This window comes from Kitasatospora sp. NPDC127111 (genome assembly GCF_042677465.1).
Taxonomy (GTDB): domain Bacteria; phylum Actinomycetota; class Actinomycetes; order Streptomycetales; family Streptomycetaceae; genus Kitasatospora.
This window is the reverse complement of record NZ_JBHXTG010000069.1, coordinates 18,508-43,659: the sequence shown is the minus strand read 5'-3', so window position 1 is coordinate 43,659 and position 25,152 is coordinate 18,508. Positions and strand designations below refer to the sequence as shown.

General features: G+C 71.5%; 25 protein-coding genes, 1 pseudogene and 1 riboswitch. Of the genes and pseudogenes, 13 read left to right on the top strand and 13 right to left on the bottom strand.

What is annotated here, in order from left to right:
* Positions 1–25: 25 nt before the first annotated feature.
* Positions 26–607, bottom strand: a pseudogene (gene cobU / locus ACFVHB_RS31600) (bifunctional adenosylcobinamide kinase/adenosylcobinamide-phosphate guanylyltransferase); the annotation flags it as partial.
* A gap of 108 nt (positions 608–715) precedes the next feature.
* Here cobU and ACFVHB_RS31595 point away from each other — a divergent pair.
* A complete protein-coding gene (locus ACFVHB_RS31595; RefSeq protein ID WP_380329046.1) occupies positions 716–916 on the top strand; it encodes a hypothetical protein in 201 nt (66 codons plus the stop codon).
* A 39-nt stretch (positions 917–955) separates the two neighbouring features.
* On the opposite strand, the gene ACFVHB_RS31590 is transcribed toward ACFVHB_RS31595, so the two are convergent.
* Both ACFVHB_RS31590 and ACFVHB_RS31585 read right to left on the bottom strand, forming a co-directional pair.
* Positions 956–1,666, bottom strand: coding sequence for a methyltransferase domain-containing protein (locus tag ACFVHB_RS31590; RefSeq protein ID WP_360190758.1), 711 nt, complete (start codon positions 1,664–1,666; stop codon positions 956–958).
* Positions 1,667–1,854: 188 nt separating this feature from the next.
* Complete coding sequence (locus ACFVHB_RS31585) at positions 1,855–2,454, bottom strand: DUF3043 domain-containing protein (RefSeq protein WP_380329044.1); 600 nt, start codon at positions 2,452–2,454, stop codon at positions 1,855–1,857.
* A 305-nt stretch (positions 2,455–2,759) separates the two neighbouring features.
* On the opposite strand from ACFVHB_RS31585, the gene ACFVHB_RS31580 reads away from it, so the two are divergent.
* Together ACFVHB_RS31580 and ACFVHB_RS31575 are read left to right on the top strand one after the other, a co-directional pair.
* Positions 2,760–3,563, top strand: a complete 804-nt coding sequence (locus ACFVHB_RS31580) for a PspA/IM30 family protein (protein WP_380329042.1) — start codon at positions 2,760–2,762, stop codon at positions 3,561–3,563.
* A gap of 37 nt (positions 3,564–3,600) precedes the next feature.
* Positions 3,601–3,900 (top strand): hypothetical protein, encoded by a 300-nt coding sequence (locus tag ACFVHB_RS31575; RefSeq protein ID WP_380329040.1) that lies wholly within the window; start codon positions 3,601–3,603, stop codon positions 3,898–3,900.
* Positions 3,901–4,009: 109 nt separating this feature from the next.
* Here the strand turns inward: ACFVHB_RS31575 and nadA are convergent, their stop codons facing one another.
* Positions 4,010–5,194, bottom strand: coding sequence for a quinolinate synthase NadA (nadA, locus tag ACFVHB_RS31570; protein WP_380329038.1), 1,185 nt, complete (start codon positions 5,192–5,194; stop codon positions 4,010–4,012).
* Between the two features lie 357 nt (positions 5,195–5,551).
* On the opposite strand from nadA, the gene ACFVHB_RS31565 reads away from it, so the two are divergent.
* Both ACFVHB_RS31565 and ACFVHB_RS31560 read left to right on the top strand, forming a co-directional pair.
* Positions 5,552–6,016 (top strand): Lrp/AsnC family transcriptional regulator, encoded by a 465-nt coding sequence (locus ACFVHB_RS31565; RefSeq protein ID WP_360190723.1) that lies wholly within the window; start codon positions 5,552–5,554, stop codon positions 6,014–6,016.
* A gap of 199 nt (positions 6,017–6,215) precedes the next feature.
* Positions 6,216–7,583 (top strand): pyridoxal phosphate-dependent decarboxylase family protein, encoded by a 1,368-nt coding sequence (locus ACFVHB_RS31560; protein WP_380329036.1) that lies wholly within the window; start codon positions 6,216–6,218, stop codon positions 7,581–7,583.
* Positions 7,584–7,648: 65 nt separating this feature from the next.
* Here the strand turns inward: ACFVHB_RS31560 and ACFVHB_RS31555 are convergent, their stop codons facing one another.
* Entirely contained in the window at positions 7,649–8,533 is an 885-nt protein-coding gene (locus tag ACFVHB_RS31555; RefSeq protein WP_380329034.1) for a GNAT family N-acetyltransferase, read from the bottom strand.
* A gap of 245 nt (positions 8,534–8,778) precedes the next feature.
* Here ACFVHB_RS31555 and erpA point away from each other — a divergent pair, with 245 nt between their 5' ends.
* Entirely contained in the window at positions 8,779–9,132 is a 354-nt protein-coding gene (gene erpA, locus ACFVHB_RS31550; protein ID WP_238740463.1) for an iron-sulfur cluster insertion protein ErpA, read from the top strand.
* Positions 9,133–9,265: 133 nt separating this feature from the next.
* Here the strand turns inward: erpA and ACFVHB_RS31545 are convergent, their stop codons facing one another.
* The gene (locus ACFVHB_RS31545; RefSeq protein WP_380329032.1) at positions 9,266–10,000 is read right to left on the bottom strand and encodes a hypothetical protein; all 735 of its coding nucleotides are present in this window, start codon (positions 9,998–10,000) and stop codon (positions 9,266–9,268) included.
* 116 nt (positions 10,001–10,116) lie between these two features.
* Positions 10,117–10,353, bottom strand: coding sequence for a hypothetical protein (locus tag ACFVHB_RS31540; protein WP_380329031.1), 237 nt, complete (start codon positions 10,351–10,353; stop codon positions 10,117–10,119).
* A gap of 247 nt (positions 10,354–10,600) precedes the next feature.
* Here ACFVHB_RS31540 and ACFVHB_RS31535 point away from each other — a divergent pair, with 247 nt between their 5' ends.
* On the top strand, positions 10,601–11,578 hold the full coding sequence (locus ACFVHB_RS31535) for a carbohydrate kinase family protein (RefSeq protein ID WP_380329029.1): 978 nt from the start codon (positions 10,601–10,603) through the stop codon (positions 11,576–11,578).
* Between the two features lie 9 nt (positions 11,579–11,587).
* Here ACFVHB_RS31535 and ACFVHB_RS31530 read toward each other — a convergent pair whose 3' ends face one another.
* The gene (locus ACFVHB_RS31530; protein ID WP_380329027.1) at positions 11,588–13,126 is read right to left on the bottom strand and encodes a cysteine desulfurase/sulfurtransferase TusA family protein; all 1,539 of its coding nucleotides are present in this window, start codon (positions 13,124–13,126) and stop codon (positions 11,588–11,590) included.
* Between the two features lie 369 nt (positions 13,127–13,495).
* On the opposite strand from ACFVHB_RS31530, the gene coxB reads away from it, so the two are divergent.
* The 4 genes from coxB to ACFVHB_RS31510 all read left to right on the top strand — a co-directional run bounded on the left by coxB (position 13,496) and on the right by ACFVHB_RS31510 (position 17,971).
* A complete protein-coding gene (gene coxB / locus ACFVHB_RS31525) occupies positions 13,496–14,350 on the top strand; it encodes a cytochrome c oxidase subunit II (RefSeq protein WP_380329025.1) in 855 nt (284 codons plus the stop codon).
* A complete protein-coding gene (ctaD, locus tag ACFVHB_RS31520; RefSeq protein ID WP_380329023.1) occupies positions 14,347–16,122 on the top strand; it encodes a cytochrome c oxidase subunit I in 1,776 nt (591 codons plus the stop codon). Before coxB ends, ctaD begins: the two co-directional genes overlap by 4 nt.
* Positions 16,122–16,538, top strand: coding sequence for a cytochrome c oxidase subunit 4 (locus ACFVHB_RS31515; RefSeq protein ID WP_380329021.1), 417 nt, complete (start codon positions 16,122–16,124; stop codon positions 16,536–16,538). The genes ctaD and ACFVHB_RS31515 overlap by 1 nt, the downstream gene beginning before the upstream one ends.
* A 170-nt stretch (positions 16,539–16,708) precedes the next feature.
* Positions 16,709–17,971 (top strand): Ig-like domain-containing protein, encoded by a 1,263-nt coding sequence (locus tag ACFVHB_RS31510; protein ID WP_380329019.1) that lies wholly within the window; start codon positions 16,709–16,711, stop codon positions 17,969–17,971.
* Positions 17,972–17,980: 9 nt separating this feature from the next.
* Here ACFVHB_RS31510 and ACFVHB_RS31505 read toward each other — a convergent pair whose 3' ends face one another.
* From ACFVHB_RS31505 to ACFVHB_RS31485, 5 genes are all read right to left on the bottom strand, one after another.
* The gene (locus ACFVHB_RS31505) at positions 17,981–18,352 is read right to left on the bottom strand and encodes a GntR family transcriptional regulator (protein ID WP_380329017.1); all 372 of its coding nucleotides are present in this window, start codon (positions 18,350–18,352) and stop codon (positions 17,981–17,983) included.
* A 139-nt stretch (positions 18,353–18,491) separates the two neighbouring features.
* Positions 18,492–20,153 carry a cytochrome bc complex cytochrome b subunit gene (locus ACFVHB_RS31500; RefSeq protein ID WP_380329015.1) on the bottom strand — a complete coding sequence of 554 codons (1,662 nt, stop codon included), beginning with the start codon at positions 20,151–20,153 and terminating at the stop codon, positions 18,492–18,494.
* The gene (locus ACFVHB_RS31495; RefSeq protein ID WP_380329013.1) at positions 20,150–21,208 is read right to left on the bottom strand and encodes a Rieske 2Fe-2S domain-containing protein; all 1,059 of its coding nucleotides are present in this window, start codon (positions 21,206–21,208) and stop codon (positions 20,150–20,152) included. The genes ACFVHB_RS31500 and ACFVHB_RS31495 overlap by 4 nt, the downstream gene beginning before the upstream one ends.
* Before the next feature lie 8 nt (positions 21,209–21,216).
* Positions 21,217–22,026 carry a c-type cytochrome gene (locus ACFVHB_RS31490; protein ID WP_380329011.1) on the bottom strand — a complete coding sequence of 270 codons (810 nt, stop codon included), beginning with the start codon at positions 22,024–22,026 and terminating at the stop codon, positions 21,217–21,219.
* Between the two features lie 187 nt (positions 22,027–22,213).
* Complete coding sequence (locus tag ACFVHB_RS31485) at positions 22,214–22,834, bottom strand: heme-copper oxidase subunit III (protein ID WP_360184421.1); 621 nt, start codon at positions 22,832–22,834, stop codon at positions 22,214–22,216.
* Between the two features lie 397 nt (positions 22,835–23,231).
* On the opposite strand from ACFVHB_RS31485, the gene ACFVHB_RS31480 reads away from it, so the two are divergent.
* On the top strand, positions 23,232–23,657 hold the full coding sequence (locus ACFVHB_RS31480) for a hypothetical protein (RefSeq protein ID WP_380329009.1): 426 nt from the start codon (positions 23,232–23,234) through the stop codon (positions 23,655–23,657).
* A 146-nt stretch (positions 23,658–23,803) separates the two neighbouring features.
* Positions 23,804–24,880 (top strand): anthranilate phosphoribosyltransferase, encoded by a 1,077-nt coding sequence (gene trpD, locus ACFVHB_RS31475; protein ID WP_380329007.1) that lies wholly within the window; start codon positions 23,804–23,806, stop codon positions 24,878–24,880.
* Positions 24,881–25,011: 131 nt separating this feature from the next.
* Positions 25,012–25,129, top strand: a riboswitch (SAM riboswitch).
* Positions 25,130–25,152: the final 23 nt, after the last annotated feature.

The window sequence follows — 25,152 nt, the reverse complement described above, 5'->3', positions numbered from 1 at the left end:
TGGGAAGGCTACACGCCGCGGTTGTTCAGCCCGCGGCGGGCTTGACGCGCAGAACCTGCCCCGCCACCACCAGCAGCACACGCTCCGAGGCGTCCGCCACGGCCATGTTGAGCCGTCCGAGCGTGTCCCGGAACCGGCGGCCGGAGGCGGTCGCCGGGACGACGCCCATCCCGACCTCGTTGCTGACCGCGACCACCTGACGGCCCGTCCCGGCCCAGGCCGTGGCGAGCGCCGCGCACCGGTCCCGCACCGCCGCCTCGCCGCCGTCCGCCCACACCGCGTCGTCCCAGGCGCCGCACTCGTCCATCACGGCGGTGAGCCAGAGCGCCAGACAGTCGATCAGCACCGGCGCCCGGTCCTGCTCGTCGGCCAGCACGGCCTCCAGGTCGCAGGTCTCGGCGGTCCGCCAGCTCGCCGGCCGCCGCTCGCGGTGCAGCGCGACCCGCTGCGCCCAGTCGGCGTCGCCGTCGCGGGTGCCGCCGGTGGCCACGTACAGCACGTCCTCGTACCGGGCGAGCAGCTGCTCGGCCTTGGTGGACTTGCCGGAACGCGCGCCGCCGAGGACCAGCGTGCGGGGGAGTGCGGGAACGGGTGCCATACGGCCCATCCTGCCCGACGAGGCATACGGAAGATCCCACCGGGCAGGCTAAGGTGCGCAGCACACAGGGCAGTACAGGGCGGCCGGGACGGCGCAGCACATCGGGAGGAGCCGGGGATGGTCTGGACGTGGCGGTACGAGAAGGCGGACGGCACCGTGGTGCCCCCCGCGGACGGCCAGGAGGAGTTCGCCGGCCAGGGGGACGCCGAGACGTGGATCGGGGAGACCTGGAAGCAGCTGGTCGAGGACGGCGTGGACGCCGCGGTCCTGCTCGACGACGGCCGGGAGATCTACTCGATGAGCCTGCACGAGGCCTGAGTCCGCGCGGGGTGCCCGGAGCCCCCGGAGGGCCCGGGGCTACTTGGCCCCGAACACGTGCAGCAGCGCGGCCACCTGCCGGTACGGGTCGGTGCGGCCGGCCCGCTCCTCGGCCTCGAGCAGCTGGGCCAGCTGCCGCCCGTCCACCGGCGGAGCCGCGTCGTCGGGCGCGTTGTCGGTGAAGACCCGGACGCCGTACCAGTGCTTCAGCGGCACGGACACCTCGGAGAGGGTGACGGCGAGGTCGGCGAGCCGGTCGGCCCGGGCCGCCAGCCCGAGCCGGTTGTAGTAGCGGTCGCTCTCGAAGGCGTGCAGGGCGGCCCGCCAGTCCCCGGCGGCGGCGGGCCGCAGGGCCAGCGCGTCGCGGTTGCGGACCAGCAGGGAGAGCAGCCCGCCGGGGGCCAGCAGCCGGGCCAGCGAGGCGATCATCGGGTCCGGGTCGGGCAGGTACATCAGGACGCCGTGGCAGAGCACGACGTCGAAGCTGCGCGGCCCGAACCAGCGCCCGCACTGGTGGCCGTCGCCGCTGAGCAGCTGGAGCCGGCCGCGGACCTCGGCCGGTTCCTCGGCCAGTGCCCCCTGGGCGACGCCGAGCGCGACCGGGTCGGAGTCGATGCCGGTGACGTAGTGGCCGGCCCGGGCCAGGCGCAGCGCCTGGGTCCCCTGGCCGCAGCCGATGTCGAGGACGCGCTGCGCGGTGCGGCCGGCCAGCTGCTCGGCCAGCTGCCGGGCGACCAGCTCCTGCCGCACGAGGTTGCGCAGGCCGCCGAGGCGGTCCAGCCACGGGCCGGTGCCGCCGGCGAAGGAGCCGCTGCGCGAGGGCAGCCGGCGGTCCTGGGCGATCCGGTCGTGGCCGCCGTCGCCCTGGCCCGGCAGCGCGTACAGGCCGGGCCCCTCCCATGCCGGAGGGGCCCAGCCGGAGTCCACCGGTTCGGCGGTCAGGGCTTCTCCCCGCGCCGCACCTGCGGCTTGGGCAGCCGCAGCCGGCGCATCTGCAGGATGCGCATCAGGCCGTAGGCGACCGCGCCGCGGGTGTTCTGGCCGGCGAAGCGCTCGGCGAGCTGCTTGCGCAGACCGAGGCCGAGGCGGACGAAGTCCAGGATCACCAGCACGAAGAAGAGCAGGAAGAGGACGGTGGAGAGCAGCTGGAGGGCCGGCACCTTCACGATGCTGAGGACCAGGATGACCACCGCGGCGGGCAGGAAGAACTCGGCGAGCGACCAGCGGGCGTCCACGTAGTCGCGGGTGAACTTGCGCACCGGGCCCTTGTCGCGGGCCGGGAGGTGGCGCTCGTCGCCCTCGAGCAGCGCGGTGCGCTGCTTCTCCCGCTCGGCGCGCATCCGCTCGCGGGCCTGGCGGGAGGCCTCCTTGCGGTCCTTGGGCACGGTCACCCGGGTACGCCGGTTGGCCTCGGCCTCACTGCGCTTGGGCGTGGGGCGGCCCTTCTTCGCCTGCGGGTCGCGGGGCTGGGTCGTCTCGTCCTGCTTCTCCAGCACGGCGGCGGAGGCGGCGGCATCATCTGAACGGCGTCGGAACACACCACCAGCGTACGGGGTGCGCGACCGCTTCTCCGGGTGCCGTTGGACCCAAACGCATATCGATCGCGACGGGCGGGACGGGTGCCGGGTTTCCGGGGGTGGTCCCGTAGGGGATCGGTCCGGGGGAGGCGGAGGGGGATGAGGGGCGGATCCACCCCGGGGATGAGGCCGGAGCCGGGTCGCTGTAGCAGTCTTGTTGCAGGCAGGTGCACTGCGGCGACGGGCTCGCTGCACATACACTCGTCGTGTCTGGTAACGAGAACGAGATAGAGACCGCAGGCCGGAGAAGGGGGCACCCGAGGCCCATGAGCGACGGAATCATGAAGCGTATGGGGCTGATCTTCCGCTCCAAGGCGAACAAGGCCTTGGACCGGGCGGAGGATCCGCGTGAGACGCTCGACTATTCGTACCAGAAGCAGCTGGAGCTGCTGCAGAAGGTGCGTCGTGGCGTCGCGGACGTGGCCACCTCGCGCAAGCGCCTGGAACTCCAGCTGACCCAGCTCCAGCAGCAGTCCGCGAAGTACGAGGACCAGGGCCGCAAGGCGCTCTCGCTCGGCCGGGAGGACCTCGCGCGCGAGGCGCTGACCCGCAAGGCGAACATGCAGTCCCAGATCACCGACCTGGAGACGCAGTACCAGCAGCTCCAGGCCGAGGAGGAGAAGCTCACGCTGGCCTCCCAGCGGCTGCAGGCCAAGGTGGACGCCTTCCGCACCAAGAAGGAGACCATCAAGGCCACCTACACCGCGGCCCAGGCGCAGACCCGGATCGCCGAGTCGTTCTCGGGCATCTCGGAGGAGATGGGTGACGTCGGCCTGGCGATCCAGCGGGCCGAGGACAAGACCGCGCAGATGCAGGCCCGCGCGGGCGCGATCGACGAGCTGCTGGCCTCCGGCGCGCTCGACGACGCCAGCGGGCTCGGCCGCAAGGACGACATCGAGGCGGAGCTGGAGCGGGTGGCCGGCGGCTCGGACGTCGAGCTGGAGCTGGCCCGGATGAAGGCCGAGCTGACGGGCGGCTCCCCGGCCTCCGGTCCGCAGGCCATCGAGCAGGGCAGGCCGCAGGACGCCCCGCAGCAGCAGGACACCCCGCGGATCAACTACAACAAGTGATCTGAGCTTCACCCGACGAACCAGGGAGACGCACGGCATGATCATGAGGGTCATGGGGGAGGGCCAGTTCGAGGTGGGCGACGCCCATCTGAACCGGCTCAACGAGCTGGACGAGGAGCTCCTCGGCGCACTCGAGTCGGGGGACGAAGGCCGCTTCCGCCTGGCGCTCGGTGAGCTGCTGGGCGCGGTGAAGCAGTTCGGCACCCCGCTGGCGGACGACTCGCTGGAGCCGTCCGACCTGATCCTCCCGGATGCCGATGCGACGATCGACGAGGTCCGGCAGCTGCTGCGGACCGAGGGTGACGGCCTGATCCCCGGCATCCCCGAGTACGACTAGCCGCCGTCTCGCACCGGACGCCAGACGCGACACGAAAGGGCGGGCCCCTCCACCACGGAGGGGCCCGCCCTTTCGGTGCGCGGGCCTGCGGCGCGCGGCCGGCGCCGGGCTACGGCAGGGCCAGCATCCGGTCCAGCGCCGCCTTGGCGTACTTCTCGGTCTCCGGGTCGACGGTGATCACGTTCGGCACCCGGCCCTCGACCAGCGACTCCAGCGCCCAGACCAGGTGCGGCAGGTCGATCCGGTTCATGGTGGAGCAGAAGCAGACCGCCCGGTCCAGGAAGACGATCTCCTTGTCCGGGTGCGCCTTGGCGAGGCGGCGGACCAGGTTCAGCTCGGTGCCGATGGCCCACTTGGAGCCGGGCTCGGCGGCGTCCAGCGCCTTGATGATGTACTCGGTCGAGCCGACCATGTCGGCGGCCGCGACGACCTCGTGCTTGCACTCCGGGTGCACCAGCACGGTGACGCCCGGGATGCGCTCGCGGACGTCGTTCACCGAGTCCAGCGAGAACCGGCCGTGCACCGAGCAGTGGCCGCGCCAGAGGATCATCTTGGCGTCCCGCAGCTGCTCGGCGGTCAGGCCGCCGTTCGGCTTGTGCGGGTTGTAGAGCACGCAGTCGTCCAGCGAGAAGCCCATCTCGCGGACCGCGGTGTTGCGGCCGAGGTGCTGGTCGGGCAGGAACAGCACCTTCTGCCCCTGCTCGAAGGCCCACTCCAGCGCCCGCTTGGCGTTGGAGGAGGTGCAGATGGTGCCGCCGTGCCGGCCGGTGAAGGCCTTGATGTCGGCCGAGGAGTTCATGTACGAGACCGGGACGGTCACGTCGGCTATGCCGGCGTCGGTCAGCACGTCCCAGCACTCGGCGACCTGCTCGGCGGTGGCCATGTCGGCCATCGAGCAGCCGGCCGCGAGGTCGGGGAGGACGACCTGCTGGGCGTCGGTGGTGAGGATGTCCGCGGACTCGGCCATGAAGTGCACGCCGCAGAAGACGATGTACTCGGCCTCCGGGCGGGCCGCCGCGTCCCGGGCGAGCTTGAAGGAGTCGCCGGTGACGTCGGCGAACTCGATCACCTCGTCACGCTGGTAGTGGTGGCCCAGGATGAAGACGCGGTCGCCGAGCGCGGCCTTGGCCGCCCGGGCCCGCTCGACGAGGTTCGGGTCGGAGGCGGGCGGGAGGTCGCCGGGACACTCGACGCCGCGCTCGCTGTTCGGGTCGGCCTCCCGGCCGAGCAGCAGCAGAGCGAGCGGCGTCGGGGTGGGGTCGACGCCGTAGGTCTCGGTGATGGTGGTGGTCACGGGCGGGTGCCCTTCTGTGCGGCCGATCAGTCGGTGCAGCCTTCTCGTCTATCTGACGCTATCTATGATAACCGGTTAGCGTCAGACTGACGATGGCCATCCTGTCGATGTGACGAGAACCGCTCGCCACATCGGATGCTTCCGGGCGTGGCCGGATCGATATCCGCGTGCGGCCGGGTATGGCTGGACCGCACGGCCCGCCGCCCCGGCGGGCCGTGGACGGACGTGCCCCCCGCGGCCTCGAAGCCGTCATCTGCCAGCAGTGGACTCGGTCCTGTCATCGGCCAGAATGGTGCCGAACCGTTTCGGCGGCCGCCGTCCCCGCCGATCCCGAACGACCAGTGGAGCCCCGCACCGATGAGCAGCAGCCGAGCGCACGAGACGGTCGGGGCCGACCTGGACGAGACCGACCGGCTCCTGCTCGCCCGGCTCGGCAGCGACGGCCGCGCCTCCTACGCCGAGATCGGCCTCCAGGTGAACCTCTCGGCCACCGCCGTGCGCCGGCGGATCGACCGGCTGCGGGCGCGCGGGATCGTCCGCGGCTTCACCGTCGTCCTCGACCCCTCGGTGCTCGGCTGGCAGACCGAGGCGTTCGTGGAGGTCTACTGCCGCGAGCGGACCGCCCCCGAGGAGATCCTGGCCAGCCTGCGGCAGTTCCCCGAGGTGGTCGCGGCCTGGACGGTCACCGGCGACCCGGACGCCCTGGTCCACCTGCGAGCGGCCGACATGCGGCACCTGGAGGCCGTCATCGAGCGGATCCGCCGCGAGCCCGGCGTCCAGCGCAGCCGCTCCTCGGTGGTCCTCTCCCAACTCATCGGCTGACCCCCGGACGGCCGCCGTCCGCCGTCGCGCAGGAATCCTGCGCGGGGCCCGCCGAAAACGCCCGAAACCTGCCTGACCGGCCGCGTTCCGACGCGCGGCGGCGGCTCCCCCCTGCCTAGGCTGAAGGACGTCCGGCACCGCGGTGAAACGCCCCGCGCCGCCGGCCTTCCCCCCGCACCCCACAGCCGAGAGGGACCCCGTGTCCGCAGCCCCCGACCGCATGCACCGGCCCGACAACGAACTGGTCGACCTGGTTTTCGACTACATGCGGGAGCGGCTGCAGTACGACCCCGTGCCGCTCGACCACCCCGGTGACGGCGAGCACCTGCGCGCCCAGCTGGCCGGCCTGCTGAACCCGGACGGCAACAACCCCGCCGACGTCCTCAAGCTGTACGACCACGAGCTCTCCCGCGCCGTGATCTCCGCCGACAGCCCGCGCTACCTGTCGTTCATCCCGTGCGCCCCGACCAAGGCCGCGCTGCTCTTCGACATGGTCGTCTCCTGCGCCTCGCTCCAGGGCATCTCCTGGCTGGAGGCGGCCGGCGCCATCGCCGCCGAGAACCAGGTGCTGCGCCTGATAGCCGACCGCGCGGGCCTGCCCGAGACGGCCGGCGGCACCTTCGTCTCCGGGGGCTCGGCCGGCAACCTGTCCGCCCTGGTGGTCGCCCGCGACACGGCCCGCCGCAAGCTGGGCGTCGGTCCGGAGGCCCGGCTGCGGATCGCCGTCGCCGACCAGGTGCACTCCTCGGTCAAGAACACCTTCAACATCATCGGCGTCGAGGCCTTCAAGGTCCCGACCGTCAACCGGCAGTTCACCGGCGAGGCGCTGCGCGCCGCGCTGGCCGCCGACCCGAACCCGGAGACGGTGATCGCCGTCGTCGGCACCGCCGGCACCACCAACGAGGGCATCGTCGACGACCTGCAGGGCCTCTCCGAGGTCGCCCGCGAGCGCGGCATGTGGTTCCACGTGGACGGCGCCTACGGCGGCGCGGGCCTCTTCGCCCCCTCCGTCCGGGCCCGCTACAACGGCATCGAGCACGCCGACTCGTTCGTGGTGGACCCGCACAAGTGGCTGTTCGCCCCGTTCGACTGCGCCGCGCTGATCTACCGCAACCCGCAGCTGGCCCGCGCCGTGCACACCCAGGACGCCTCCTACCTGGACGTGCTGCACACCGAGGGCGACGAGTGGAACCCCACCGACTACGCCTACCACCTGACCCGGCGCGCCCGCGGCCTGCCGCTCTGGTTCTCGCTGGCCGTGCACGGCACCCAGGCGTACACCGACGCCATCGAGACCGGCCTCGCGCTGGCCCGGGACACCGCCCAGCTGATCCGCGACACCGAGCACCTGGAGCTGCTGTTCGACCCGCAGCTCTCCGCGGTCTGCTTCCGCCGCACCGGCTGGACCAACGACGACTACTACCGCTGGTCGCAGCAGCTGCTCGCGGACCAGATCGGCTTCGTCACCCCGACCGGCTGGGACGGCGAGACGGTCGCCCGCTTCGCCTTCCTGCACCCGGGCACCACCATGGAGATGGTCCGGGAGATCCTGGACACCATGGTCTGACCGGTCCGGGCGACCGGTCCGTCGAACGAAGTCCCCGCCGGGCCCCGGCGGGGACTTCGCCGTTCCTACAGCAGCGCCGGGTTCGGCAGGTACGGCGCCGGCGGGCGCATCCCGCGCAGCCCCAGGTAGCCGCCGGTCCCCACGGTCAGGCCGACCTCCAGCCCGACGTCCAGCGCCCATTCCTGCTCGGCGGTCAGGGCCTCCACCCGCGCCTCCGCGCCCTCCGGGACCCGGGCCAGGGCCTCGCGCAGCAGCCGGGCGGCGATCCGCTTCGACGTGGCCGCCAGCAGCCGCACCTTGCCGCCGTCCCGGTAGCAGTAGCCGCTGCCCGCCAGCGCGTCGGCGACCAGCAGTTCCTCGCAGTGGGCGAGCAGCAGCTCGTGGTCCGGGCCGTGGGCGGCGCCGCGCAGCCGCCGGTCCACCGAGTCCAGCAGGTGCCGGTGGGTGCCGTTGCCCGCGTGCACCGGAATGTCCCCCGGATCGACCAGCCCGGACCGGTCCACCCGCCCGCTCAGCCGCATCACCGGGTACAGGGTGAACCCGGCCAGCCGGTACCGGCGGACCGCGGCCGGGGACGGCGAGGCGCACAGCATCCCGCGCAGGCAGCCGCGCCCGTGCGCCGCGGCCCGCTCCAGCAGCAGCCGGCCCACCCCCTTGCCCTGCACCCGCGGCAGCACCACGAGCAGCGCCAGCACCCAGACCCCCTCGCGGCGCAGCGAGAGCACCGCGCCGACCGGCTCGCCGTCCAGCTCGGCCAGCCAGCAGCCCTCCGGATCGGTGCGCGCCAGGTGCCTCGTCCGGGCCAGCTGGTGGACGGGCGGCGGGGGCGGTCCGTCGGGGGGCCGGGCGTCCGGAGGACGGGTGTCGGGGAGCGAGGCGAACGCGTCGCGGGCGATGAGCTGGACGGCCTCCGCGTCGGCGGCGGTGTCCCTGACCGGTCGCAGGAGCATGCCCTCATCCTGGCCGCCCCGACGCCCGCGCGGGGCCGGTTCCTGCGGATCGGCGGGCCGCGCGGTGCCCGACCCGTCGCCGGTTGTGCGAGCATGGGGAACGTATGGGAAGCGGGTGGCACACCCGGCCCACGGAAATTCCGCCGCAGAGGACCACCGAAAGACATCAGCCGTCCGGGAAATGAATCCGGACGGGGGTTGGTTGGCACTGGCGGCAGACCGTCGTCAAGACCGGGAGAAAGCAGATGACCGTCCAGGACGAGACCACCGTCGAGAGTGGCATCCTCCTCACCGATGCCGCCGCGGCCAAGGTCAAGGGCCTGCTGGAGCAGGAGGGCCGCGACGACCTCGCGCTGCGCGTCGCCGTCCAGCCCGGCGGCTGCTCGGGCCTGCGTTACCAGCTGTTCTTCGACGAGCGCTCGCTCGACGGCGACGTGGTCAAGGACTTCAACGGCGTCAAGGTCGTCACCGACCGCATGAGCGCCCCGTACCTGGGCGGCGCCACCGTCGACTTCGTGGACACCATCGAGAAGCAGGGCTTCACGATCGACAACCCGAACGCCACCGGCTCCTGCGCCTGCGGCGACTCGTTCAGCTAGTCCGCCAGACGGCGAAGGCGGCCCCGGATCCTCCCGGGGCCGCCTTCGGCGTTTCCGCGGCCGGTACGCCGCCTCGGGCGGCCCGCGCCGGCCACTGCCGCCGACCGCCGCCCGCCGACCACCGTCCGCCGGCCTACTGCCCGCCGACGTCCGGCGTGGCCGGGTCCGGTCCGACGTGCGGGTCCCCCTCCAGCGGCACCGGCTGGCCGGTCGCCACGTCCGTCACCGCCCGGCCCGCCAGCGGCTGCTTCAGCTCGGCGGTCACCGTCTGCCGCTTGGCCAGCTCCGCGCAGACCTGCCCGGCCGGGACCGGTGCCGCCACCGCGACCCGGACGTCCACCCGGCCCGGCTTGGACTCGTCCGCCTTCAGCGCGTACCGCTCGCACACCCCGCCGTAGAACCACACCGTCAGCCGGTTGCCGTCCACCCGGTAGGTGATCGCGGGGCGGACCGCCGGCGCGGGGCCCTGCCCGTTCGGCGGCGGCTCGCCGATCGCGATGCCGTTGCCCGGGGGAGTGGCCGGCGGGGCGGGCGGCTGCGCCGTGTTCGACGGCCGCGGGTCCGGGGCGGTCGCCGACGGATCGGCCGGCGGGGGCGTCACCGGCGCGGTCGCCGGGGCGGTCGTCGCCGGGCCGGCCGGCGTCGCCGGGGAGGACGGGCTCCCCGGGGACGCGGACGCCCCCGCCGTCGGCTGCGCCGACCCGGAGGACGCCTCCGAGGCCGACTTGCCGCTCCCGTCGCACCCCGCCACCGTGACCGCCGCCGCCAGCACCAGACCCGCCAGCGCCGCCATCCGCCGCCCGCGCGACCGGGCACCCGGCGCACCACCGGTGCTCCGGGGCGCCGGCTCCAGATCCAACAGATCCATCTGAACATCCTCCCGAGGGCTCAGCGGCACCGCCTCCACGGCCGCACCGCGCGGATGTGACGTGCCCCGGCCGGATCCGGTTCCCGCCCCTGCGCCACCCGGCCCCCGGGACGGGCTCACATGCCGTACTCGGCCATCCCGGCGACCAGCCGCTGCGCCCCGGAGGAGACCCGGAATCCGGAGCGGGCGGGAACGCTGGGCTCGGGGCCGGTCGCCAGCAGCGGCCAGAACCGCCGCAGCTGCCGGGAGGAGTCCACCAGCGCGTCCAGCGTCTCGCCGTCCGCGTCACCCCGCAGGCCCGGCGGGAGGCACGGCTGGCGGTGAGCGGACTGCGAGGGGTGACTGGGCATCATCGGCGATCGCTCCGATCCACGGTGCCGCGGCCGCACTGCCACGGCTCGGTCGGGGCCGCACCGGCCCCTTCGAGCGACCCTAGGCGGACCGCCCGGCCCCCACCAGGGCTACCCGGGGGTAGTACACGGTCGACGGTTCCCGGTGCCAATTCCGACGGTATTGCTGCCGCCCGCCCCCCGCCGGGTACCGTGAGTGGGTTCGTTCCTGCTTTCTTGTGGCCACGCCGCCATCCTGAGGAGACCTCCCGTGCGTATCGCCGTCGCCGGCTCGATCGCCACCGACCATCTGATGACGTTCCCCGGTCGGTTCGCCGACCAGCTCGTCGCCGAGCAGCTGCACACCGTGTCGCTGTCCTTCCTGGTCGACACCCTCGACATCCGCCGCGGCGGTGTCGCGCCGAACATCGCCTTCGGCATGGGTGTGCTCGGCCTGCGCCCGATCCTGGTCGGCGCGGCCGGCGCGGACTTCGCCGAGTACCGCAGCTGGCTGGAGCGCAACAACGTGGACTGCCAGTCCGTCCACATCTCCGAGACCCGGCACACCGCCCGCTTCATGTGCACCACGGACGAGGACCACAACCAGATCGCCTCGTTCTACACCGGCGCGATGGCGGAGGCCCGCAACATCGAGCTCAAGCCGATCGCCGACCGCGTCGGCGGCCTGGACCTGGTGCTGATCGGCGCCGACGACCCGCAGGGCATGGTCCGCCACACCCAGGAGTGCCGCACCCGCGGCTACGCCTTCGCCGCCGACCCCTCCCAGCAGCTGGCCCGCCTGGACGGCGAGGACATCCGGGAGATCGTCGACGGCGCCGCGTACCTCTTCACCAACGAGTACGAGGCCGCGCTGATCGAGAGCAAGACCGGCTGGGACGCCGACGAGATCCTCTCCCGGGTCGGCACCCGGATCACCACCCTCGGCAGCAAGGGCGTCCGGATCGACCGCAAGGGCGAGCCCGCGATCGTGGTCGGCTGCGCCCCCGAGAACAGCAAGGCCGACCCGACCGGCGTCGGCGACGCCTTCCGGGCCGGCTTCCTGGCCGGGCTCTCCTGGGACCTCGACCTGGAGCGCTCGGCCCAGCTCGGCTGCATGCTCGCCACCCTGGTGATCGAGACCGTCGGCACCCAGGAGTACGAGCTGCGCCCGAGCGCCTTCCTGCAGCGCTTCGAGGCCGCCTACGGCGCCGAGGCCGCCGCCGACGTCAAGGCCCACCTGATCAAGTAGGACCGCCGGTCAGGCCGTGCGCCGGACCAGGTAGGCCACGCCCCGGTCGCCGCCGTAGTCGGCGGCCGGGGCCTCGCCCAGGTACTCCTGTGCGCGCATCTCGCACCACGCGGGGATGTCCAGCCGGGCCGCCTCGTCGTCCGCCAGCACGGCGACCGTCCCGCCCGGCGCGGCCTCGCCGATCCGCTTCGCCAGCTCGATGACCGGCAGCGGACACCGCTTGCCGAGCGCATCGATGACAGTGACTCGCCCGCTCGCCTCCGGGCGCTCGGACCCGGCGCCGACGCTCTTCGCTCCGGCACTCCCTCCTGCGTCGCTCGCTGGTCGCTCATCGCTTTCGGCACCGGCGCGCCCTTCGGCTCGGGGCGGGGTGGCTCGCCCGCTCGCCTCCGGGCGCTCCGGCCGGGCGGGCACCGCGGGTGCCGGGAGGTCCAGCCCGAGGGGGGCGCGGACGCCGGCTACCACGTCGGGCAGGACGGCGAGGAACCGCTCGACGTCCTCCTCGGTCGTCCCGAACGGCAGCGAGACCCGGACGTTCCCCTCGGTGAGCACCCCCATGGCCGCCAGCACGTGGCTCGGGGTCAGCGTGGAGGAGGTGCAGGACGAGCCGGAGGAGACCGCGAAGCCGGCCCTGTCCAGCTCGGTGAGCAGCACCTCGCCGTCCACGTAGAGGCAGGAGAAGGTGACCAGGTGCGGCAGCCGCCGGACCGGGTCGCCGACCACCTCCACCTCGGGCACCAGTTGCGGCACCCGCGCCCGGATCCGCTCGACCAGGGCGTGCAGCCGCGCGTTCTCCCGCTCGGCCTCGGCCCGGACCGCCCGCAGCGAGGCGGCCGCGGCCACGATCGCCGGCACGTTGACGTACCCCGGCACCCGGCCGTTCTCGCGCTCGTCGGCGGGCAGCGGCGAGGCGTACCGGACGCCCTTGCGCACCGCCAGGATCCCGACGCCGGCCGGCCCGCCCCACTTGTGCGCGCTGGCGGTCAGCAGGGACCAGCCGGCCGGTACGTCCACCCGCCCGGTGCTCTGCGCGGCGTCCACCAGCAGCGGCACGTCGCCGAGGAGCCCGGCCACCTCCGCGACCGGCTGCACCGTGCCCACCTCGTGGTTGGCGGACTGCAGCACGGCGAGCGCGGTGTCCGGCCGCACCGCCGCCGCGAACTCCCCGGGGTCGACCCGCCCGTGCCGGTCCACCGGCGCGGCCGTGACGGTGCCCCCGGCGGCCTCGTGCCGCTCGGCGGTGTGCAGCACGCTGGAGTGCTCGACCGCGGAGTGCACCAGGTGCCCGCCACGCCGCCGGTTCCCGGCCAGCGCGCCGAGCACGCCCAGCTGGACGGCCTGCGTGCCGCTCGCGGTGAAGACGATCTCGTCGGCCCGGGCGCCGAGCACCGCGGCCACCGTCTCGCGGGCCGCGTCGAGCAGCATCCGGGCCTGCCGGCCGGAGCGGTAGAGCCGGGCGGGGTCGGCCCAGCCCTCGTCCAGGGCGGCGGTGAGCGCCTGCCGGGCGACGGGGTGGAGCGGCGCGGTGGAGGCCACATCGAAGTACACGGTCACATTTAACGACACACCCGGGTGGATTCCGGCCTTCCGCCGCCGCTCACCAGCCGTCAGTCGATCAACCCGAATGTCCGATTCGTCCGCGTCCGACGGGTCGTCACCCGTGTTGCCCGAGGTCATCCCCCGATCGGGCGTACGGGCCTCGAATGCCTACGATGACCTGCGGCGCAGCCCTTGCCGGGCCTGATCGGGCGACCGGGCGGCGCGTTACCGGGACCTGCCCGTCAGCAGCGCATAAGGCTGGAGTAGGGTTTGGCCCGCATAAGCATTCAAACCGTGCCCGTGGACGGGTCGCCGGGGAGGGTCACCGATCCTCCACGGGGCGACGCGAAGGCGGGCGAGACTTCGGGAAGGCGCTACGTGAGTCCCAACGGCTCCGACCGCTCGCCGCGGCGCACGATGCGGCGGAAGCTGCCTCAGGCGCTGGCACTGGGCCTCGTCATCGCGACCGCCACCGGCTGCTCGGCCAACGACCTCCCCAGGCTTGGCATGCCAAGCCCCGTCACCGAGGAAGGGCCCCTGGTCCTCCACATGTGGCAGGGGTCCTGGATCGCGGCACTGGTGGTCGGCGCACTGATGTGGGGTCTGATCATCTGGAGCGTGATCTTCCACCGGCGCAGCCGCTCCGGCGTGGAGATCCCCCCGCAGACCCGGTACAACGTGCCCATCGAGGCGCTCTACACCGCGGTCCCCATCATCATCGTGTCGGTGCTCTTCTACTTCGTCGCCCGCGACGAGTCGAGGCTGACCGCCGTCTCCGAGAAGCCGCAGCACACCATCAACGTGGTGGGCTTCCAGTGGAGCTGGGCGTTCAACTACGAGAACACCGAGAACCCGGACCCGGCCAACAAGGACGCCGCGTACGACGTGGGCACTCCTGCGGAGATGCCGACGCTGTGGCTCCCGGTCAACGAGAGCGTCCAGTTCCGGCTGACCTCGCGTGATGTCATCCACGACTTCTGGCCCATCAACTTCCTGATGAAGATGGACGTCGTGCCGGGCGTGGTGAACAAGTTCGAGGTCACCCCGAACGTCATCGGCGAGTACGACGGTAAGTGCGCCGAGCTCTGCGGCGTCGACCACTCGCGGATGCTGTTCAAGGTCAAGGTCGTCGACCGCAAGGAATACGACAAGCACCTGGCGGACCTCCGGGCCAAGGGCCAGACCGGCGCGTTGCCCTCCGGCATCACGACCATGGGAAGTGAAGAGAAGTGACCATCCTCAACGAGCCCGCCGCGGCCGGCGGGGGCGCCGGGGCCGTCACGGTCGGGGCGCAGCGGACCCGCAAGCCGGGTTCGACCATCATCAAGTGGCTGACGACCACTGACCACAAGACGATCGGCACGCTCTACCTGGGCACGTCGTTCGCCTTCTTCCTGATCGGCGGCATCCTCGCCCTGGTCATGCGCGCCGAGCTGGCTCGTCCCGGGACCCAGATCCTGTCGAACGAGCAGTTCAACCAGGCGTTCACGATGCACGGCACGATCATGCTGCTGATGTTCGCGACGCCGCTGTTCGCCGGTTTCGCGAACTGGATCATGCCGCTGCAGATCGGCGCGCCGGACGTGGCCTTCCCGCGTCTGAACATGTTCGCGTACTGGCTGTACCTCTTCGGTTCGCTCATCGCGGTGGCCGGCTTCGTCACCCCGCAGGGTGCGGCCGACTTCGGCTGGTTCGCCTACTCCCCGCTGTCGGACGCGGTCCGCTCGCCGGGCGTCGGCGCCGACATGTGGATCATGGGTCTGGCCTTCTCCGGCTTCGGCACGATCCTCGGTGCGGTCAACTTCATCACCACGATCATCTGCATGCGCGCGCCCGGCATGACGATGTTCCGGATGTCGATCTTCGTCTGGAACGTCCTGCTGACCGCCGTGCTGATCCTGCTGGCCTTCCCGGTGCTGGCCGCCGCGCTGTTCGCCCTGGAGGCGGACCGCAAGTTCGGGGCGCACGTCTTCGACCCGGCGAACGGCGGGGCGCTGCTCTGGCAGCACCTGTTCTGGTTCTTCGGCCACCCCGAGGTGTACATCATCGCGCTGCCGTTCTTCGGCATCGTGTCGGAGATCGTCCCGGTCTTCAGCCGCAAGCCGATGTTCGGTTACTCCGGCCTGATCGCGGCCACCATCGCGATCGCCGGTCTGTCCGTGACGGTGTGGGCCCACCACATGTACGTCACCGGACAGGTGCTGCTGCCGTTCTTCTCCTTCATGACCTTCCTGATCGCGGTCCCGACCGGTGTGAAGTTCTTCAACTGGGTCGGCACCATGTGGAAGGGCTCGCTGAGCTTCGAGACGCCGATGCTCTGGACGATCGGCTTCCTGGTCACCTTCCTCTTCGGTGGTCTGACGGGTGTTCTGCTCGCCTCCCCGCCGATCGACTTCCACGTCTCGGACTCGTACTTCGTCGTCGCCCACTTCCACTACGTGGTCTTCGGCACCGTCGTCTTCGCGATGTTCGCCGGCTTCCACTTCTGGTGGCCGAAGATGACCGGCAAGATGCTGGACGAGCGCCTCGGCAAGATCTGCTTCTGGACGCTGTTCATCGGCTTCCACACCACCTTCCTGGTGCAGCACTGGCTCGGCGCGGAGGGCATGCCCCGCCGCTACGCCGACTACCTCGCCTCGGACGGTTTCACCACCCTGAACACCGTCTCGACCGTCGGCTCGTTCCTGCTCGGTCTGTCGATCCTGCCGTTCCTCTACAACGTCTGGAAGACCGCCAAGTACGGCGAGAAGATCGAGGTCGACGACCCGTGGGGCTACGGCCGTTCGCTGGAGTGGGCGACCTCCTGCCCGCCGCCGCGGCACAACTTCCTCACGCTGCCCCGGATCCGCTCCGAATCCCCGGCCTTCGACCTCCACTACCCGGAGATCGCGGCGCTGGACTACCTGGAGAACCACGGTGAGCCGGCCAAGCACCTCGCGGGTGTGACCCCGGCCAAGTACGACGCCCCCAAGCTGGGCAAGGGCAAGAAGGAAGGCGACGCCTGATGAAGGAACAGGGCAAGATCTTCCTCGGCTTCGCGGTCTTCATCCTGGCGATGGCGATCACGTACGGCCTGTGGACGAACAGCACCGACCTGGGTCTCGAGGCCGCCGGCACCACCGCGCTGTTCCTCGCCTTCGCGCTCTGCGCGTTCATCGGGTACTACCTCGCCTTCACCGCCCGCCGGGTGGACAGCGGTGCCGGTGACAACCCCGAGGCCGAGGTCGCGGACGACTCCGGTGAGCTGGGCTTCTTCGCCCCGCACAGCTGGCAGCCGCTCTCCCTCGCGATCGGTGGCGCGCTCGCCTTCATGGGCGTGATCTTCGGCTGGTGGCTGATGTTCTGGGCCGCCCCGATCATCGCGATCGGCATCTTCGGATGGGTCTTCGAGTTCTACCGGGGCGAGAACCAGAACCAGTAGGTTCCTCCCCCTCGCACAGGGCCGGGCTTCCCGCACGGGATGCCCGGCCCTTCTGCGTCCCCCGGGGTGAGGGCCTCACTCCGGTGGTCCAACGGCGGGTCCCTCGGATGTCGCTCGTCCGTCCTTCGTTCCTACGATCTGATCAATCGTGCGAACCCTCGGAGGCGATCATGGCCGACAGGCGCGGAATCGCAGGTATCGGCGGCATATCGCTGGCCATCGCAGTACTGGTCCCGCTGGCCGGATGCACCTCCGGCGGGGACGACGACGCCGTCGGCGGCGTCCACCGGATCGACCCGGCCCCGCTGGTGCACGTCTCGGCGGAGGGCAAGGTGGACCCGTCCCAGCCCGTCACGGTGACCGCCGTCCCGGGCAGCCGGCTCACCGACGTCACCGTGGTCGGCCCGGACGGCCGGATCGTCGCCGGGACGCTCTCGGAGGACCAGCGCAGCTGGCAAACCACCGGCCGGCTCAAGGCGGCCACCGACTACACCGTCAGGATCGCCGCGGACGACGGCAAGGGCGGCCGCGGCGAGACCACCGCGGGCTTCTCCACCCTGGCGGCGCAGCGCCTGCTCACCGCCAAGCTCGGCCCGGACTCCTCCGGCACCGGCCTCTACGGCGTCGGCCAGCCGCTCACCGTGCAGCTCTCCGAGGCGGTCAAGGACCCGGAGGCCCGCCAGGCGGTCGAGCGGACCCTGACGGTCACCTCGCAGCCCGCCGTGACCGGGGGCTGGTACTGGGTGGACGACAAGAACCTGCACTTCCGCCCGGAGGCGTACTGGCCGGCCGGGACGACGGTGAGCCTGGCCTTCGACGGCACCGGCAGCCGGATCTCCGACGGCCTGTACGGCGGCGACCGGGCCGCCCTAGCGCTGCGGATCGGCGAGCGGGTGGAGTCGGTGGTGGACGCCGCCGCGCACGAGCTCACCCTGAAGCGCAACGGCGAGGTGGTCCGGACGATCCCGGTGACCACCGGCAAGCCCGGCTTCGACACCCGCAACGGCATCAAGGTGGTGCTCGGCCAGGAGCGCCAGGTCCGGATGAGCGGCGAGACGATCGGCATAGCCGTCGGCAGCTCGGAGTCCTACGACCTGAACGTCGAGTGGGCCACCCGGGTCACCTGGAGCGGCGAGTACGTGCACGCCGCGCCCTGGTCGGTGGGCTCGCAGGGCGTGGCGAACGTCAGCCACGGCTGCACCGGGATGAGCACCGAGAACGCCAAGTGGTTCTACGAGAACACCCGGATCGGTGACCTGGTCACGGTGGTCAACAGCCACGGCGCCGGCATGGAGCCGTTCGGCAACGGCTTCGGGGACTGGAACGTCGCCTGGACCGACTGGGTCAAGCACAGCGCCCTCGGACAGCCCGTCAGCACCACCCCGCCGGCCTCCCGCGCCCCCGCCTCCGGGATGATCCGCCCGGAGATCTGACCTCCCGGCTCACTCCTCCTGGTAGGCCAGCCGCAGCGCGGTCCGCACGGCCTCCAGGGCGTCCGCCTCCGGCACCCCGAGCCGCCGGGCCCGCTCGGCGTACTCGGCGGCGGCCGCGGCGGCCAGCCGGTGCCCGGTGTCCCCGGTCGCGGCGATCAGGGTGCCCCGCCGCCCGTGCGTCTCCACCACCCCGTCCGCCTCCAGCTCCCGGTAGGCCCGGGCCACCGTTCCCGCGGCCAGCCCGAGCCGCTCGGCGAGCGCCCGGACGGTGGGCAGCTTCAGCCCGGTCGGCAGCTCGCCGCTACGGGCCCGCTCCGCGATCTGGGCCCGGATCTGCTCGTACGGGGGAGTGGCGGCAGCGGGGTCGACGGACAGCTCCACGAGGTCTCCTGACGGTGGGACGGACGGCTGGTGCGGGACGGGCGGGGCGGGACGGGCGGGTACCGAAAAGCCCGAGGGCCGCTGACCAGAGTGGAGTCTGGTCAGCGGCCCTCGGGGGTGGTGCGGGGGGCGTACGGGATCAGTGGTGGCCGTGGCCGCTGGTGATCTCGTGGTGCTCCTCGGCGGTGGGCTTGGGGATCTGGCTTCCCTCGCCGTAGAAGCCGCGGGAGAGCTTGGCCCGGGTGCGGGTGAGGACGCCGGCCCTGCGGGCCACGCCGTTCTCGTCGGTCTGGGCCGGCAGCTCGATCGGCGCGATCTGCTCGTGCGCGGTGAGCTTGTGCAGGTCGCCCTGCGGCAGCTGCGCGTGCACCTCGATGAACTCGCCGTGCGGCAGGCGCTTGATGACGCCCGTCTCGCGGCCGTGCAGCACCTTCTCCTTGTCCCGGCGCTGGAGGCCGAGGCACCAGCGCTTGGTGATGACGAAGGTGAGGACCGGCACCACGAAGAAGCCGACGCGGACGAAGTACGTGACGTCGTTGAGCGACAGGTGCAGGTGGGTCGCGAACAGGTCGTTGCCACCGGCGACCAGCAGCACCAGGTACAGGCTGATCCAGGAGGCGCCGAGCGCGGTGCGGACCGGGGCGTTGCGCGGGCGGTCCAGGATGTGGTGCTCGCGCTTGTCGCCGGTGATCCAGCCCTCGATGAAGGGGTAGGCGGCGATGGAGACCAGCACCAGCGGGAAGACCACCATCAGCGGGATGAAGACACCCAGGTTCAGGGTGTGGTCCCAGAGGCTGATCTCCCAGCCCGGCATGACGCGGATCAGACCCTCGGAGAAGCCCATGTACCAGTCCGGCTGGGCGTCCGTGGACACCTGGTCGGGGCGGTACGGGCCGTACGCCCAGATCGGGTTGATCGAGGCGACCGCGGAGATGGCGGCGATGACGCCGAAGACCAGGAAGAAGAAGCCACCGGCCTTGGCCATGTAGACCGGCATCAGCGGCATGCCGACGACGTTCTGCTCGGTCTTGCCCGGGCCCGCCCACTGGGTGTGCTTGTGGTAGAAGACCAGGATCAGGTGCGCCACCAGCAGGCCGAGCATGATGCCCGGGATCAGCAGCACGTGGATGGTGAAGAACCGCGGCACGATGTCGTGGCCGGGGAACTCGCCCCCGAACAGGAACATCTGGATGTAGGTGCCGATCAGCGGGGTCGCCAGGACGGCGCCCTCCATGAACCGGATACCGGTACCGGACAGCAGGTCGTCGGGCAGCGAGTAGCCGAAGAAGCCGTCGAACATGCCCAGGACCAGCAGCAGGAAGCCGAAGACCCAGTTGATCTCGCGCGGCTTGCGGAACGCGCCGGTGAAGAACACGCGCAGCATGTGCACGAGCATCGCGGCCACGAAGACCAGCGCGGCCCAGTGGTGGATCTGGCGGACCAGCAGACCACCGCGGATCTCGAAGCTGATGTCCATCGTCGACGCGTACGCCTCGGACATCGGGATGCCCTTGAGCGGGACGTACGACCCGTCGTAGATGACCTCGCCCATCGAGGGCTTGAAGAAGAGCGTCAGGTAGACGCCCGTCAGGATGATGATGATGAAGGTGTAGAGGCAGATCTCACCCAGCATGAAGGACCAGTGGTCCGGGAAGATCTTGCGCAGGTTGGCCTTGGCGAGGGAGTAGATCCCCAGCCGGCCGTCCGTCCAGTCAGCGGCGGCCTCCCACTTGTTGGCGGGCTTGGCGCGCGTGCTGGCGGGCTTGGCGGCACCGGAGGTGGTGCTGCTCGCGCTACTCATCGAGCACGCTCCCAGTAGCTCGGGCCGACGGGCTCGTCGAAGTCGCCGGTGGCGACCAGGAAGCCCTTCTCGTCAGTGGTGATCTTCAGCTGCGGCAGCGGGTGGCCGGCCGGGCCGAAGATGACGCGCGCGCCGTCCGCCAGGTCGAAGGTCGACTGGTGGCAGGGGCAGAGCGCGTGGTGGGTCTGCTGCTCGTAGAGGCTGATCGGGCAACCGACGTGGGTGCAGATCTTGGAGTAGGCGAGGATGCCCTCGAAGCCCTTCTCCCGGGACTTGTCGTCCTTGATGTCCTCCGGCGCGATGCGCACCAGCATCAGGGCGTCCTTGGCGATCTGCTGCTGGAAGTCCTCGTCGTGCGTGTGCAGGCCCTCCGGCATCGCGAAGGTCAGCGACCCGAGGACGACGTCCTCGGCCTTCATCGGCAGGTTGGTGTTCATGTTGATGAGCTGCAGCGGCTTGGCCTCGGTGGCCTCGCGCCAGCCGGTGTGCGCCAGCTTGTCCTCGGGCAGCGGGCCCAGGTCGCGCAGCAGCACCACGCCGGACAGCGGCACCAGCGCCATCGAACCGATGAGGGTGTTGCGGATCATCTTGCGGCGGCCGAAGCCGGACTCGGCGGCACCGGTCTTGAACTGCTCGATGACGTCGTTGCGGACCTCGTCGTCGGCCTCGATCGGGTGGCGCTCGGCCGGGATCTCGTGGTCCGACATCAGGGTGCGGGCCCAGTGGACCGCGCCCGCGCCGATCATGAACAGGGCGACGCCCAGGGTCAGGCCCAGCGCGAAGTTCATCGCGCTGATGTTGCCCAGCGGGAAGACGTAGATGATCTTGTCCGGGTCGATGGCCACGTAGGAGGCGATGAAGCCGATCGTGGCGAGCATCGAGACGACGAACATCAGCGAGACCTGGCGCTCCGCGCGCTTGGCGGCCCGCTCGTCGATGTCGGTGCGACGCGGTTCGTGGGCCGGCAGGCCCGGGTCGGCGAACGGATCGCCGTGGGCGGCCACCTCGTGGTGCCCGGCGGAGCCGTGCGACTCCGGGAGCTTCTCTTCTGACATGTCCTGGCTCATGACTTCTTGGCCTTGGTGGTGTGGGCGGCGACCCAGATCGCGACCGCGATGAGCACGCCGAGACCGAAGATCCAGCCGAACAGACCCTCGGTCACCGGACCGAGGCTGCCGAGCGTGAGACCACCGGGGTTCGGCTCATCGTTGGTGGTGTGGCGGACGAAGGCCACGATCTGCTTCTTCTGCTCCTCGGGCATGGTGGTGTCCGGGAACGACGGCATGTTCTGCGGGCCGGTCTGCATGGCCTCGTAGATGTGCTTGGCGTCCACGCCCTCCAGCGACGGGGCGTACTTGCCCTGGGTCAGGGCACCGCCCTGGCCGGCGAAGTTGTGGCACTGGGCGCAGTTGGTGCGGAACAGCTCGCCGCCCTTGGACACGTCCTCGGGGTTGGTCGAGGTGTACTGCTCCGTGCGGGGCGTCACCGGGCCGGGGCCGAGCGAGGACACGTACGCGGCGAGCTGGTCGATCTCGGCCTGCGAGTAGATGTTCTTCTTGCGCGGCACCTGGGCGCCGGGCTGCTGCGCCGGCATGCGGCCGGTGCCGACCTGGAAGTCGACCGCGGCGGAGCCGACGCCGACCAGGCTGGGGCCGTCGCTGCTGCCCTGGCCGTTCAGGCCGTGGCAGGAGGAGCAGCCCACGGCGAAGAGCTTCTTGCCCTCATCGATCGCGAGCGACTGCGCGGCGACGTCGGCCTGCGCCTTGTCGGCGGGCGCGAACGCGGCGTACAGCCCCCCGGTTGCCGCCAGGGCGAGAAGTAGGACGACCAGCGCCGCCAATGGGTGGCGCCGTCGTGCGGAGAGCTTTTTCACGGAATAACCCCGGTGTCAGGATCTGGTCGACTGGTGGGTGCACCCGGCGGCCGGTCTGGCCGGCACGAGGCTGCCTGTCTAGGGCTGCGCGCGCGGTCGGTCGGTGGGAGCGTCGGCACCGGACGAAGCGGCCCGTCGCCGGTGAGGGCGGGGCCGCGCGCCGGTGGCCAGCGACCTGATCAGCTGGTTACTTGATCAGGTAGATGGTCGCGAACAGGCCGATCCACACGACATCGACGAAGTGCCAGTAGTACGACACCACGATGGCGGCGGTGGCCTGCTCGTGCGTGAAGCGCTTGGCTGCGTACGTCCGTCCCAGGACCAGCAGGAAGGCGATCAGACCACCCGTCACGTGCAGACCGTGGAAGCCGGTGGTGAGGTAGAACACCGTGCCGTACGGGTCGGAGGACAGCGAGAGGCCGTCCTTCTTGACCAGCTCGGTGTACTCGAAGATCTGGCCGCCGATGAAGATCGCGCCCATCACGAAGGTGATGACGAACCACGAGCGGAGCTTCTTCACGTCCCCGCGCTCGGCGGCGAAGACGCCGAGCTGGCAGGTGAGGGAGGAGAGCACCAGGATCGTGGTGTTGACCGAGGAGAAGGGCACGTTGAGGGCGTGCGCCTTCTCGCTCCAGAACTCGGCTCCCTTGACGGAGCGGAGCGTGAAGTACATCGCGAAGAGGGCCGCGAAGAACATCAACTCGGAACTGAGCCAGACGATCGTTCCGACGCTGACCATGTTCGGCCGGTTGACCGATCCGTGCGCGTGCCCGGTTTCTACTGCTGTTGCTGTCGCCACGACGGACATTATGTCGGTCCCTTATTCCGTCTTCACGCCGGGGGGTCTCCCTCGGAGTGTCCGGTGCGTGCGGTATGCCCCGGTGGCAGTCGACGGGGCGTCCGGACGGGGGCTGAGCAGCGGCGTGTCCCTTTTCTGACGGTTCTTCGAAGGCCCCTTCGACCCCCTTGCCCAGCGTGTCGCTGCACCCCCGCGGAGCCCGCGGGGGGTAAGGGGAGCGCCCGCACTGTCGGCCGTACGGGTGGACTGCGGCGCCGGGGGTGACGGCGCGTCCTCCGGGCGGGTGAGCCGTGGGCGCGGCGGCTTGAGAAGGATCGCGCGGGAGGGGCTCGGCGGTCGGTGATCGGGAGTAGCATCCCGGTTGAGGCGAACGTGGTCCGGATCACACTTTGAGGGAGCAGGGCCCATGGCGTACACGACCGACGAGACGCTGACCGTTCTCGTCTACAGCCACGACCGCAACACCCGCGAGCAGGTGCTGACGGCGCTCGGCCGCCGGCCCGCGGAGGATCTGCCGGAGCTGTCCTACCTGGAGTGCGCCACGACTCCCGCGGTGCTGAAGGCGCTGGAGAAGGGGGGAGTGGACCTCTGCGTGCTGGACGGCGAGGCGGTGCCGGCCGGCGGGCTGGGGCTGGCGCGCCAGCTGAAGGACGAGATCTACGGCTGCCCGCCGGTGCTGGTGCTGATCGGCCGGCCGCAGGACTCCTGGCTGGCCGCCTGGAGCCGGGCCGACGCGGCGATCTCCCAGCCGGTGGACCCGGTGGCGCTGGCCGAGGCCGCCGCCGTCCTGCTCCGCGCCCGGGTGGCGAAGCGGACGCCGGTCGTCCGCTAGCGGCCGGTGGAACAGGCCTTTTCCGGCGGGCCGTCTCAGTGGAAGAGAAGAAGGGTCGCGGCGGGACGGTGGCGTCCCGCCGCTCGATAGGCTGACTCCGACCCTACGGACGTCCCTTCGGGGAACCACAAGAGCTGGAGTCGGCCATGGTGAACGTGAACCCTGCGAACGGCGGCAAGGACCCCGTGCAGGTGGTCCGCACCTGGCCGGACATCCTGTCGGCGCTGCTGCGGGGCGAGGACCTCGACCAGGGCGCCACCTCGTGGGCGATGGACCGGATCATGAGCGGCGAGGCCTCCCCCGCCCAGGTGGCCGGCTTCATGGTGGCGCTGCGGGCCAAGGGCGAGACCGTCGACGAGGTGGCCGGCCTGGTCGACGCGATGTACGCGCACGCCGAGCCGCTCTCCGTCCCCGGCCCGGCGGTGGACATCGTCGGCACCGGCGGCGACCGGGCCAAGACCGTCAACATCTCCACCATGTCCGCGATCGTCGCCGCGGCCGCGGGCGCCAAGGTGGTCAAGCACGGCAACCGGGCCGCCTCCTCGGCGAGCGGCTCCTCGGACGTGCTGGAGAAGCTCGGCATCGCCCTCGACCTCTCCGCCCGGCGGGTCGCCGAGGTGGCCGAGGAGGTCGGGCTCACCTTCTGCTCCGCCGCGAAGTTCCACCCGTCGATGCGGCACGCCGCCACCGCCCGGCGCGACCTCGGGGTGCCGACCGCGTTCAACATCCTGGGACCGCTGACCAACCCGGCGCGGGTGACCGCGCACGCGATCGGCTGCTTCGACACCCGGCTGGCCGGGCTGATCGCCGGCGTGCTGGCCCGGCGCGGTGCCACGGCGCTGGTCTTCCGGGGCGACGACGGCCTCGACGAGCTGACCATCACCACCACCTCGCGGGTCTGGATCGTCTCCGGCGGAGAGGTCACCGAGACCGCCTTCGACCCGCGTGAGGTCGGCATCGAACCGGTCGGCATCGAGGCGCTGCGCGGAGCCGACCCGGCGTACAACGCGGAGGTCGCCCGCCGGCTGCTGGCCGGGGAGCGCGGGCCGGTGCGCGACGCCGTCCTGCTGAACACCGCGGCCGGACTGGTGGCCCTGGACCTCACCGCCGCGCCGCTCGCCGAGCAGCTGGCGGCGGGCATGGAGCGGGCCGCGGCGGCCATCGACTCGGGCGCCGCGCTGGACGTCCTGAAGCGCTGGTCGGAGGCCACCGCCAAGGCGTGAAGCGGGAGTTGCGGTCCCGCGGGGAAGCCGCCCCGCGGGACCCTCCCGTCCCGGAGGCGGGGGGCGAGTAGCTGTCCGGATGGCGGAACGGCGTTTGACCACTCGCCGGACGCGACCTAGAGTCCTGCCCAGGTCATGAGTGACAGCGTCAAGCCCCAGCTTGCTGTCCGGCAACCCTCCGTCCGTGGCGGGGTGCCCTGGGTGAGGACCGGGTCCCGCGGCAATCCGTCCGCGTGACAAGCGCGGACGCCGGCTGACACGCACTCCCGGGG

Coding starts and splice junctions, on each gene's coding strand:
- ACFVHB_RS31595 (WP_380329046.1), top strand. CDS start 716: ATGGTCTGGACGTGGCGGTACGAGAAGGCGGACGGCACCGTGGTGCCC.
- ACFVHB_RS31580 (WP_380329042.1), top strand. CDS start 2,760: ATGAGCGACGGAATCATGAAGCGTATGGGGCTGATCTTCCGCTCCAAG.
- ACFVHB_RS31575 (WP_380329040.1), top strand. CDS start 3,601: ATGATCATGAGGGTCATGGGGGAGGGCCAGTTCGAGGTGGGCGACGCC.
- ACFVHB_RS31565 (WP_360190723.1), top strand. CDS start 5,552: ATGAGCAGCAGCCGAGCGCACGAGACGGTCGGGGCCGACCTGGACGAG.
- ACFVHB_RS31555 (WP_380329034.1), bottom strand. CDS start 8,533: ATGCTCCTGCGACCGGTCAGGGACACCGCCGCCGACGCGGAGGCCGTC.
- erpA (WP_238740463.1), top strand. CDS start 8,779: ATGACCGTCCAGGACGAGACCACCGTCGAGAGTGGCATCCTCCTCACC.
- ACFVHB_RS31545 (WP_380329032.1), bottom strand. CDS start 10,000: ATGGATCTGTTGGATCTGGAGCCGGCGCCCCGGAGCACCGGTGGTGCG.
- ACFVHB_RS31540 (WP_380329031.1), bottom strand. CDS start 10,353: ATGATGCCCAGTCACCCCTCGCAGTCCGCTCACCGCCAGCCGTGCCTC.
- ACFVHB_RS31515 (WP_380329021.1), top strand. CDS start 16,122: ATGAAGGAACAGGGCAAGATCTTCCTCGGCTTCGCGGTCTTCATCCTG.
- ACFVHB_RS31510 (WP_380329019.1), top strand. CDS start 16,709: ATGGCCGACAGGCGCGGAATCGCAGGTATCGGCGGCATATCGCTGGCC.
- ACFVHB_RS31500 (WP_380329015.1), bottom strand. CDS start 20,153: ATGAGTAGCGCGAGCAGCACCACCTCCGGTGCCGCCAAGCCCGCCAGC.
- ACFVHB_RS31495 (WP_380329013.1), bottom strand. CDS start 21,208: ATGTCAGAAGAGAAGCTCCCGGAGTCGCACGGCTCCGCCGGGCACCAC.
- ACFVHB_RS31485 (WP_360184421.1), bottom strand. CDS start 22,834: ATGTCCGTCGTGGCGACAGCAACAGCAGTAGAAACCGGGCACGCGCAC.
- ACFVHB_RS31480 (WP_380329009.1), top strand. CDS start 23,232: ATGGCGTACACGACCGACGAGACGCTGACCGTTCTCGTCTACAGCCAC.
- trpD (WP_380329007.1), top strand. CDS start 23,804: ATGGTGAACGTGAACCCTGCGAACGGCGGCAAGGACCCCGTGCAGGTG.